The sequence below is a fragment of the Roseovarius sp. MMSF_3281 genome, assembly GCF_030733685.1.
Lineage (GTDB): Bacteria > Pseudomonadota > Alphaproteobacteria > Rhodobacterales > Rhodobacteraceae > Roseovarius.
Genome location: NZ_JASHIM010000002.1, coordinates 477079 through 487489 on the forward strand (window position 1 = coordinate 477079; position 10411 = coordinate 487489).

A 10411-nucleotide genomic window follows, 5' to 3' on the forward strand; every position below is an offset into this window, starting at 1 on the left:
CATCGCCCGATGTGCAAATTATTTTGCATCGCTACAAAGAAAAGCGCGATCAATTTGCAATCAACCGACTGGGAGCTGACATGAACACGCTACTGAAACTGGCCGCCACCGCGGCGCTGGCCTTCGGTGCCACAACCGCCCACGCCGAAGACATCGTCGTGGCAACCGACACCGCCTTCGTCCCCTTTGAATTCAAGCAAGACGGCGAATACACCGGTTTTGACATCGAGATGTGGCAAGCCATCTCCGAGGAACTGGGCGTTGAATACGAATTGCGCCCGATGGACTTCTCGGGAATCATCCCCGCGCTGCAGACCGGGCAGGTGGATGTTGCGCTGGCCGGGATCACGATCAAGCCAGAGCGCGAGGAAGTCATCGATTTCTCGGATGGCTATTATGACAGCGGTTTCCGCCTGATGGTTCCCGCCGACAGCGAAGTTCAAAACTGGGATGACCTGGCGGGTAAGACGCTGGCGGTGAAAACCGGCACCTCCGCCTCGGACTGGGCCGAGGAAAACCTGCCCGACACCGAGTTGCGCAAGTTCCCCAACATCGACAACGCCTATCTTGAGTTGCGCACGGGCCGCGTTGATGCGGCCATGCACGATACGCCCAACGTGCTGTATTACATCGCCACCGCTGGTGGTGGGCAGGTCAAGGCCGTGGGCGATCAGCAGATGGCGCATCAATACGGCATCGGTTTTCCCAAGGGGAGCGAGTTGGTCGGCCCGGTAAACGAGGCGCTGGCCAAGATGCGCGAAGACGGTCGCTATGACGCGATCTATTCCAAGTGGTTCGGCGACGATAGCTGAACCGCCCGGCCGGGGCGCCACGTCCTACCGGCGACCCGGCCTCATTCCCCGACATTTCTGACATGCAATAACGGAGGCCTTCCATGGATACGGACTGGTCCGTCATCGTCGATTTCCTGCCCCAGCTTCTGGAGGGCGCGAAAACAACGATCTATATCACTGTGGTCGGCCTGATCGGCGGCCTTGTTCTGGGCACGCTGGCGGGGCTGATGCGCGCCTACGGCGGGCGCATTCTGAATGCCATCGCATTCGCCTATATCGAGGTGATCCGCGGCACGCCCATCGTGGTGCAGGTCATGTTCCTGTATTTCGCCCTGCCCGTTCTGGCCGATCTGCGGATCGATCCAATGAGTGCGGCGGTTCTGGCCATCGTCGTCAACGCCGGGGCCTATATCGCGGAAATCGTGCGCGGTGCCTTCCTGTCGATCGGTAAAGGCCTGACCGAGGCGGGGCTGGCCATCGGCCTGCCGCATTGGAAGGTTCTGACCTATATCGTCGGCCCGCTGGCCTTTCGCCGGTTGATCCCGCCGCTTGGCAATCAGTTCATCGTCAGCCTGAAGGACACCTCGCTGTTCATCGTGATCGGCGTCGGTGAGTTGACCCGCACGGGGCAGGAAATCATGGCCTCGAACTTCCGCGCGGTGGAAATCTGGACGGCGGTGGCGATCATCTACCTGATCATGACGGGTACGCTGAGCCTGATCCTGCGCACCATCGAGAAACGCATGAGGATCCTATGAGCATCATCGAATTCAAGAATACCTCCAAACATTTCGGCCCGCTCAAGGTTCTGGACGGGGTTGATTTGTCGATCAACGCGGGCGAGGTCGTGGTGTTGGTGGGCCCGTCGGGATCGGGCAAATCCACCCTGCTGCGCTGTATCAACGGGCTGGAAACCATCACCGGTGGCGATCTTATCGTTGACGGGCTGAGCGTGACGGGAAGCTCGAAACAGTTGCGCGAAATCCGGCAGGAGGCCGGGATGGTGTTCCAGCAGTTCAACCTGTTTCCGCAGTTGACGGCGCTGGAGAACGTGGCCTTCGGTCCCTCCAAGGTGCGCGGGCTGAGCAAGGCAAAGGCGCAGGAAACGGCGCTGGACCTGCTGGAAAAGGTCGGGCTGCGCGATAAGGCGGGGCATTACCCGGCGGAACTGTCGGGCGGTCAGCAACAACGCGTCGCTATTGCCCGTGCCCTGGCGGTCAAGCCCAAGGTCATGCTGTTCGACGAGCCCACCTCGGCGCTGGACCCGGAACTGAAGCAGGAAGTGCTGAACGTCATGCGGGCCTTGGCCGAAGAAGGTATGACCATGGTCGTGGTCACCCACGAAATGGGTTTTGCCAAACAGGTTGGTACGCGGCTGATATTCATGGAGCACGGGCATATCGCCGTGGATGGCGACCCGCGCGAGGTGATCGACACGCCGCCCAACGACCGGATGAAGGATTTCCTGCAACATGTCTGAGGTCATGGCATCCGAACTGGGCCGCGTCACGGCGCGGGGCACCCCGCGCCAGATCGGCCGGACATTGGGCGAAACAGGCCGCGAGGCGGTGCGCGAGGTGTTGTTGGGGGCCGAGTATTGGCAGGCGGTGACCGATCCGGCCCATACCGGCGCGGTGCACCTCATGGCCGAAAACCTGCAAGCCTTGTTTCCCGCTGTCTGGGAAGAGCTTCAGGGATTGGCCGAGGGGCTGGAATTGCCGCTTGAACAGGTGCTTGCGTGGAACTGCCGGGGCGACCTGATGTCGAACGTGCCCGATGGGTGCACCACGGTGCAAATCCCCGGCGATGTGCCGGTGATCGGCCACAACGAGGACGGTTTGCCCGGTTTCCGGGGGTATGCCATGCTGGCCGATATCATCCCTGATGATGGGCCAGCGCTGATGTCGTTCTGCTATCCCGGTTCGGTCCCTGGCCACACCTTCGCCACCAATGCTGCCGGGCTGGCGCAGGCGGTCAACAACCTGCGCCTGCGCGACGTGACCGCCGAACTGCCGCGCATGGGGGTTGGCCGGGCGCTTCTGTCCTGCGAGACACTGAACGATGCCCTGCGCTTGCTGGCACAACACAACGCCTGCGGCGGCTTTCACATGACCCTTGCACAGACCGGAGACCCGCGCCTGGTGAGCGTCGAATTCGGTGGTGGCGACTGTTCGGTCAAGGAAATCAATGCGCCCGCCGTTCACGCCAATCACGCCTTGCACATGGGCCACGGCGCCAAGGGGCAAACCATTACCGCCTCCTCCCGCGACCGGCAGGCGCGCGGGACCGAGATGCTGGCCGAAGGCGTGCGCGCCCCGCTGCACATCCTGCGCGACACCGGCGGCGCGGGCCTTCCGGTTCACAGATGCCACGCCGATGACCCCGACAACGAGAATACGCTTGCGTCCGCCGTATTCCGCATAGGATCATCCGCCGTGGATTGGAGCGTTTATGACCAAATTTCGGACAACCCGGTTCTTGCAAGCACCTGACAGCCCCCGTGGGGGCCAGAATAGCCCGCCACGCAATCTACAGGAGATGCGCGACCTCATGTTACGCATCTCGCGCGGGGAGACCCACTTGTCGCTGGGGCCAAAGGCGCAGACCGCGCTGGCCGATATCCTCGACCTGCGCGGCGATCCCGCGCTTTTGTCGATTACGGCCCTTGCCGAAAAACTGTCGGTCAATCCTTCGACCCTGACCCGACTGGCCCGTACCCTCGGCTATTCCGGGTTTGGTGCCTTTCAACAGGTCTTGCTGGATGCCGCGATGTCGGGCCCGGGGGATTTCTATACACGCCAGGCGCAAACCGCACTGGCCGGCGAAGATGCCACTGGCATGGGCGGCATCGCGCGGCTTTGCCGGGAAAATCAGGCCAATATCGAGCGCTTCATCGAAGGCTGTGACGTTGCACAATTCCAACGGGCAACCGCCCTGATCACCTCGGCGCCGCGCGTCATGGTCCATGGCATCCGCCAGTTCCATGCCTTTGCCAGCTTTCTGGTCTATGGCCTGCGCATGATCCGCTCGGATGTGCATATGCTGGACTCCAGCAACCTTGGCATTGCCGAGGGCCTCGCCTCCATGGGGCCGAGGGACGTTCTGATTTCGGCCTCCTGTGCGCCCTATTCGACACAGGTTGCCGCCACGGCCCGCGCCGCCGCCGATCACGACATCAACATCGTGGCCGTCACCGACCGGGCCAGTTCCCCCCTCGCCGCCGTTTCACAGGCGGCCATCCTTGTGCCGCATGAAACCAGTTTCCTGTCGAATTCCCTGACCACCTTCACCCTGGCTGCCGAATGCCTGATAAACGGCTGCGCGGCAGCCTTGCCGGAAGAGGCGAAGCAGGCCCTCACGGCCCGGGACGACATGATCAAGAAACTCGACATCGAGATATCATAGCGCACTTTGGCGGCAGCTTGCTGCGCCGGTCGTGGATTTCGTGCAGGATGTGCGCCTTGACGTTCTCAAGGTAGGCCGCCATGCCGTACAAATTCAACTCTGGCCGGCGATGCAAGTTCCCGAAGGCGATACGCGGTGACCAACCGTTGCGGCAAACGCAGGGCTTCGCCCGGTCGCTTCTGAAACTGATGGGTCTGGAATTGCCGGTGCTGGATCTCTCGACATTGTCGCGGCGCGCGACCGGGCTTGCGATAGAAGAAGCCAAGCCGAAATCCACCGGCCCGATTACGTTGATAGTGGATAGCACGGGCCTGAAAACCCATCGCGGCTCAGGCTGGCAGGAAGAACGGCATGGCGCGGGAAGGACCCGTAAATCCTGACGCAAACTGCATATTGGCTATGATCCGGATAGTGGCGAGATTGTCGCCTGTCTGGTGACCACCGACCATGTCGGTGATGAAACTGCATTACCGGGTCTCACCGCCGGGATCGAAAGCCCTGTTGCCTGGTTTCTGGCCGACGGCGCCTACGACGGCATGGGAGTTTGCACGTGTTTGACCGAGGCTTTTGCCGAGGTCATCATCCCGCCTCCCAAGACCGCACTCCTCGGCCTTGGGCACCAGCGGGATGCTCATATCAAGCACATCGCTGCCCATGGCAGGATGGCTTGGCAAGCCGAGACGGGATACAATAGCCGTGCCCGCGTTGAGGCCCAGATTGGACGCCAGATCACCGAAACCAAAATCGCAACCAAGTCTCTCAACCGCATGACCCGCCTCGGTCGTGCGGTCTTCAAGCGAGCCGCATAAACGCGTGGGGAAAGGGGCGAATTCATTCAAAGCGCGACCGCTGCAACAAGGTCGCGCCCTGTCGGGGTTTTGCAACATTTTTCCAAGCGATATTTTCCCGCCCGAGCGGCAGGCTTTCGTGAACCGGGGCACGCCTGTCTGATCCCAAAGCAAGCTTAGCGGCGCCGGTCGAGTTTCGTGGACAGGTGAATCAGGCTTTCCGAGCTTTTGACGCCGCGTGTTTCGCCGATGCGGTCAAGTGTGTCGTCAAGCGCCTCGGTGGTTTCGGCTTCAAGCCCGACGATCAGGTCAAACCGGCCCGATGTGGTGTACACGGTGCGCACCCCGGGCAGGGATTTCAGGCGCGACAGGACGGCCGGCGCGCTGCGCGGTTCGATACTGACAAGAGCGGTGGCGCGCAGGGGCGCGCGCAATGCGTCGGACAGGCGCAGGGTATAGCCTGCAATCACGCCCGAGGCTTCCAGACGATCCAGCCGCGCCTGAACGGTGGTGCGCGCTAGGCCCAGTTTACGGGCCAGCGTGGCAACGGGACTGCGCGCGTTATCGGCCAGGAGATCCAGCAAACCATGATCTGTTTCGTCTAATTGCATGCAATTCCTGTCGTTTCGCCATATATTTCCGGCATAATATACGATCAGACGAGAGGAATCGACGTCAAATGCCAGCACACTGAGAAAAACAACAAGTGAGGCACCCGACAGCTATGCGCGATATCCCGAATTGGCATGACCCCAGGACACATTTGATGCGCCAGGCGCCCGACTCCGCGGTGCTGTATTTTTGCCCCGCCACGCTTCAGGCGACGGCACGGCGCTTTCAGGCCGGGTTCGATGGCTTGGTCACCTATGCGGTAAAGGCCAACCCCGGCGAGGAAGTCTTGGGCAATCTGGTGGCTGCGGGCATCCGTGCCTTCGACGTGGCTAGCCCGCGTGAGATGTACGCGGTGCGCGCGGTCTGCCCGGATGCGGTTTTGCATTACAACAACCCGGTGCGGTCGCCCGAGGAGGTCGCCGTCGCGGTGCGATTGGGCGTGGCGTCTTATTCGGTGGATTGCCCGCGCGAGTTGGACAAGCTGACCCCGGTGCCGCGCGGTACGGAAGTGTCGGTTCGGCTGGCCCTGCCGGTGGCGGGGGCGGCCTATGATTTCGGTGAGAAATTCGGCGTCGGCCCCGAGGCGGCGGTTGCGCTATTGCGCGAGGTGGCGGCGCGCGGGTTTACCCCGGCGCTGACCTTCCACCCCGGCACGCAATGCGATGATCCCGCCGCATGGGGGGCCTATATCGTGGAAGCCGCCAAGGTGGCCCGCGACGCAGGCGTGCCGCTGGCGCGGATGAACGTGGGCGGTGGCTTTGCCTCGCATCGCCGGGGCGCGGCCCCCGATCTGGAGGCGATATTTGCCCATATCCGCGCCGAGGTGGACCGGTGTTTTGGGGATCAAGCCCCCGGTCTGGTCTGTGAGCCGGGCCGCGCCATGGTGGCCGATGCCTTTACACTGGCCACCCGGGTCAAGGCCCTGCGGGGCGGCGGTGCGATTTTCCTCAACGACGGGGTCTATGGCGGGCTGACCGAGGTGCGCGATATCGGCGCGCCGGATCGCATTTCCGTTCTGTCGGGCGATGGCGTTGCGCGGCAGGGGGCGCCGGTTGAACGCGTGGTCTTCGGCCCGACCTGCGACAGCATCGACCGTCTGCCAGACCCGCTGCCCCTGCCCGGTGACATTGACGAAGGCGATTATATCCTCTTCGACGGCATGGGCGCTTATACCCGTAGCTTGACCACCCGCTTCAATGGCTATGGCCTGAGCGATGTGGTGACAGTGGCCAGCCTGTCGTAACCGGCGCGCAGCCGCAGCCTTGAAACGATTTCGAGGCCGTGGCGCGTGGCTGTAATCCCCTTGCGTCTGCATCGCAGGGCGCTAGGCTCCGCTGGAAACAGGCGCGAAAGGGGATGTCATGGAAAAGTTCGGCAAAAGCCAATCCGTGTTGCGGGTGGAGGATCAGCGTTTCCTGACTGGAAAGGGCCGATATGTCGATAATATCACGCCCGAAGGCGCGCTTTACGCTTATGTCCTGCGCAGCCCCGTGGCCCATGGTGATATCTCCGAACTGGATGTTGATGACGCGCGCGAGGTTGAGGGCGTGCACCTTGTCCTGACAGTACAGGATCTGGCCGATGCCGGGGTGACCGAAGGCATGGCCTTCAACACCGTGAAAAACCGCGATGGAAGTAAGGCCGCCGCGCCCCGCCGCCCGATTCTGGCCGAGGGGCGCGTTCGGTTCGTGGGGGAGCCCGTGGCCATGGTGGTGGCCCAGAGCCTTGAGGCCGCGCGCGACGCGGCCGAGGCGATCATGCTGGATATCGACGATTTGCCGGCGCATACCACGGTTGGCCCCGGCGGCACGCCCCTGTACGATGAAGCGCCCGACAACCGCGCCTTCGATTGGGGCATGGGCGACGAGGCCGCGGTCGAGGCCGCGATCAAGAAGGCCGCCCATGTTGTGCACCTGGCCCTGCACGACAACCGGATCATAGCCAACCCGATGGAACCGCGCGGCTGCTACGCCGAAATGGAGGGTGAACGCCTGCATCTGGCTGTCAACGGGCAGGGTGTTTGGGGGACCAAGCGCAATCTGGCCCGGATTCTGGGTATGGCGCCCGAGGATATCCGCGTGACCAACCCCGATGTCGGCGGCGGGTTCGGCACCAAGGCCATGGACTATCCCGAAACCTACCTCGTGGCCCATGCCGCGCGGGTTTTGAACCGTCCCGTGCGCTGGATGGCCGACCGGGGCGAGGGAATGCTTAGCGACAATGCCGGGCGCGGGCTGGACCATGACCTAACGCTGGCCTTCGATGCCGATCACAAGATCACCGCCTACCGTGTCGATAGCCGGGTGGACCTTGGGGCCTATTGCTCGACCATGGGGCAGGGCATTCAGACCGACCTGTTTTCCAAGGTTCTGATGGGGGTCTACGACGTGCAGGACACTTTCCTGCACGTGGAAGGGTTCTTTACCAACACGACGCAGGTCGACGCCTATCGCGGCGCGGGCCGCCCCGAGGCGATCTTCGCGCTTGAACGGGTGATGGACCACGCGGCACGCGAACTGGGCGTTGATCCGTGGGATTTGCGGCGGCGCAATTTCATCCCGGCAGGTGCCTTTCCCTATACCTCCGCCACGGGCGAAACCTATGACGTGGGCGATTTTAACCGGGTATTGGACCGGGCGGAGGCCGAAGCCGACCGTGCGGGGTTTTCCGCCCGAAAGGCAGAAAGCGCGGCCCGCGGGAAACTGCGGGGGATGGGCCTGTGTTACTATATCGAGAGCATTTTGGGAAACCCTTCGGAAACCGCTAAGGTTGTTTTCGAGGAGGATGGGCGCGTGTCGATCTACGTGGGCACCCAATCGAACGGGCAGGGGCATGAAACCGTTTATGCCCGCTTCCTGTCGGACCAGACGGGTATCCCGATGGAGCAGATCACCGTCGTTCAAGGCGATAGCGACCGGATCGCCAATGGCGGCGGCACCGGCGGGTCGCGTTCGGTCACCACGCAGAACAACGCGACACTGGCGACCGTGGGCAAAATGGTCGAGGGGTTCACCGCCTACCTGGCCGGTAAACTGGGCGTCGACGTCGATGAGATCGGCTTTGACGACGAAACCTTCCGTGCGCCGGGGTCGAACGTCACGCCCACCATGCTTGAGGTCGCCGCGATGGCCCGAGAAGATGGCCGCGCGGACCTGCTGAGCCACGAGGAAACCGCCACCCTTCCGGGCCGGTCATACCCCAACGGCGCGCATGTGGCCGAGGTCGAGGTGGACCCCGAGACCGGCAAGGTTACGCTGGACCGCTACACGGTGGTCGATGATTTCGGCAACCTGATCAACCCGATGCTGGTGGAAGGCCAGGTGCACGGCGGCGCGGTGCAGGGGATCGGGCAGGCCCTTACCGAACACGTGGTCTATGACGAGGATGGCCAACTCCTCACGGCAAGTTTCATGGACTACGCGATGCCAAGGGCCGATGATGTCCCGATGATCCAGTTCACAACCGAACCCGTCCCCTCGACCGCCAATGTCATGGGCATGAAGGGCTGTGGAGAGGCGGGAACCGTGGGCGCCATGGCGGCCATGGGCAATGCGGTGACGGATGCCCTGTGGGATCATGGGGTGCGGCAGGCGGATATGCCCTTCACGCCGCACCGTGTATGGAAGATGTTGAACGATGGCATGGCGCAACTGGAGTAAACGGCTATACGCCCTTCTGCGCCCCGGCCTTCGGCAGGGGCAAAGCACCTATGCCCGTGCGCGGGGGCAGGTGACCCATGTCCTGATCCTTGACGGCACCATGTCGTCGCTTGATCCCGGTGATGAAAGCAATGCCGGGTTGACCTATAAACTGCTGTCCGAGGTGAGCGGCCCCTCGCTGACGCTTTACTACGAGGCGGGGCTGCAATGGCAGGATTGGCGCGCGACGGCCGATGTCTTGATGGGCCGGGGGATCAACCGGCAAATCCGCCGCGCCTATGGCTATCTGGCCAGCCGCTATCGCGAAGGAGACCGGATATTCCTGATGGGCTATTCGCGCGGGGCCTATGCCGTGCGGTCCCTGGCCGGGGTGATTGACCGGGTCGGCCTTCTGAAGGCTGAACATGCGACCGAGCGCAATATCCTGACCGCCTACCGCCATTACCAGTCCACGCCGGGCAGCGAAGCAGCGGATGCCTTCGCGCAAGCCTTCTGCCACGCCAAGGCCGAGGTCGAGATGGTCGGCGTCTGGGATACGGTCAAGGCGCTGGGCCTGCGCCTGCCGATCCTTTGGCGCTGGAGCGAGTCCACTCATGCCTTTCACAGCCATGCCCTTGGGCCGGGTATCCGGCATGGGTTTCACGCCTTGGCGCTGCATGAAACCCGGAACGCCTATGCGCCGGTCCTGTGGTCTTGCCCGCCGGATTGGCCGGGCCATGTCGAACAGGTCTGGTTTCGGGGTTCGCATGGCGATGTCGGGGGCCAGCTGGGTGGGTTTCTGCCCGCCCGCCCCTTGGCGAATGTCTCGCTTGTCTGGATGCTGCAGCGTGCCGAGGACTGCGGCCTTACCCTGCCGGCCGGATGGCGCGCCCGCTTCGGCACGGACCCAGAGGCCCCTTCGGTGGGCACTTGGCGCGGCTGGGGCAAGATATTCTGGTCTCGTGGGCCGCGCGTGGTTGGTCAAGACCCCTCCGAGCGGCTGCACGAAACCGTGGCCGATCGGGACAGGCCCGAGATGGCCGAACAAGGGCAAACGGTCTGAATCTTCGGGGGCGTTGCCCCCGCCGCCCTGCGGGCGCCTCCCCCGGGCAAGTGTGTTGTTCAGGTTGGCTGATATGTTCTGTTTTCCCGGATCATGGCGTTGAGAATGATG

The 10411-nt window shown here is 62.9% G+C and carries 11 protein-coding genes; 10 read left to right on the forward strand and 1 reads right to left on the reverse strand.

The window, feature by feature from the left end; genetic code table 11:
* Positions 1-80 precede the first annotated feature (80 nt).
* The 7 genes from glnH (at position 81) to RBB32_RS05025 (ending at position 5008) form a co-directional block, all read left to right on the forward strand.
* A complete protein-coding gene (glnH, locus tag RBB32_RS04995) occupies positions 81-812 on the forward strand; it encodes a glutamine ABC transporter substrate-binding protein GlnH (RefSeq protein WP_306151579.1) in 732 nt (243 codons plus the stop codon).
* Positions 813-895: 83 nt separating this feature from the next.
* The gene (gene glnP / locus RBB32_RS05000) at positions 896-1552 is read left to right on the forward strand and encodes a glutamine ABC transporter permease GlnP (RefSeq protein WP_306151580.1); all 657 of its coding nucleotides are present in this window, start codon (positions 896-898) and stop codon (positions 1550-1552) included.
* A gap of 2 nt (positions 1553-1554) precedes the next feature.
* Positions 1555-2274 (forward strand): glutamine ABC transporter ATP-binding protein GlnQ, encoded by a 720-nt coding sequence (gene glnQ / locus RBB32_RS05005; RefSeq protein WP_371931019.1) that lies wholly within the window; start codon positions 1555-1557, stop codon positions 2272-2274.
* Positions 2267-3286 (forward strand): C45 family peptidase, encoded by a 1020-nt coding sequence (locus tag RBB32_RS05010; RefSeq protein WP_306151582.1) that lies wholly within the window; start codon positions 2267-2269, stop codon positions 3284-3286. The genes glnQ and RBB32_RS05010 overlap by 8 nt, the downstream gene beginning before the upstream one ends.
* A gap of 88 nt (positions 3287-3374) precedes the next feature.
* Positions 3375-4199, forward strand: a complete 825-nt coding sequence (locus tag RBB32_RS05015; RefSeq protein ID WP_306151583.1) for a MurR/RpiR family transcriptional regulator — start codon at positions 3375-3377, stop codon at positions 4197-4199.
* A 146-nt stretch (positions 4200-4345) separates the two neighbouring features.
* A complete protein-coding gene (locus RBB32_RS05020; protein ID WP_306151584.1) occupies positions 4346-4579 on the forward strand; it encodes a transposase in 234 nt (77 codons plus the stop codon).
* A 12-nt stretch (positions 4580-4591) separates the two neighbouring features.
* Complete coding sequence (locus RBB32_RS05025) at positions 4592-5008, forward strand: transposase (protein ID WP_306151604.1); 417 nt, start codon at positions 4592-4594, stop codon at positions 5006-5008.
* Positions 5009-5163: 155 nt separating this feature from the next.
* Here the strand turns inward: RBB32_RS05025 and RBB32_RS05030 are convergent, their stop codons facing one another.
* Entirely contained in the window at positions 5164-5598 is a 435-nt protein-coding gene (locus tag RBB32_RS05030) for an Lrp/AsnC family transcriptional regulator (RefSeq protein WP_306151585.1), read from the reverse strand.
* A 155-nt stretch (positions 5599-5753) separates the two neighbouring features.
* On the opposite strand from RBB32_RS05030, the gene RBB32_RS05035 reads away from it, so the two are divergent.
* From RBB32_RS05035 to RBB32_RS05045, 3 genes are all read left to right on the forward strand, one after another.
* Entirely contained in the window at positions 5754-6842 is a 1089-nt protein-coding gene (locus RBB32_RS05035) for a type III PLP-dependent enzyme (RefSeq protein WP_371931016.1), read from the forward strand.
* 118 nt (positions 6843-6960) lie between these two features.
* Positions 6961-9258, forward strand: a complete 2298-nt coding sequence (locus tag RBB32_RS05040; RefSeq protein ID WP_306151586.1) for a xanthine dehydrogenase family protein molybdopterin-binding subunit — start codon at positions 6961-6963, stop codon at positions 9256-9258.
* Positions 9236-10300 (forward strand): DUF2235 domain-containing protein, encoded by a 1065-nt coding sequence (locus RBB32_RS05045; RefSeq protein WP_306151587.1) that lies wholly within the window; start codon positions 9236-9238, stop codon positions 10298-10300. The genes RBB32_RS05040 and RBB32_RS05045 overlap by 23 nt, the downstream gene beginning before the upstream one ends.
* The last annotated feature ends 111 nt before the right edge of the window (positions 10301-10411 follow it).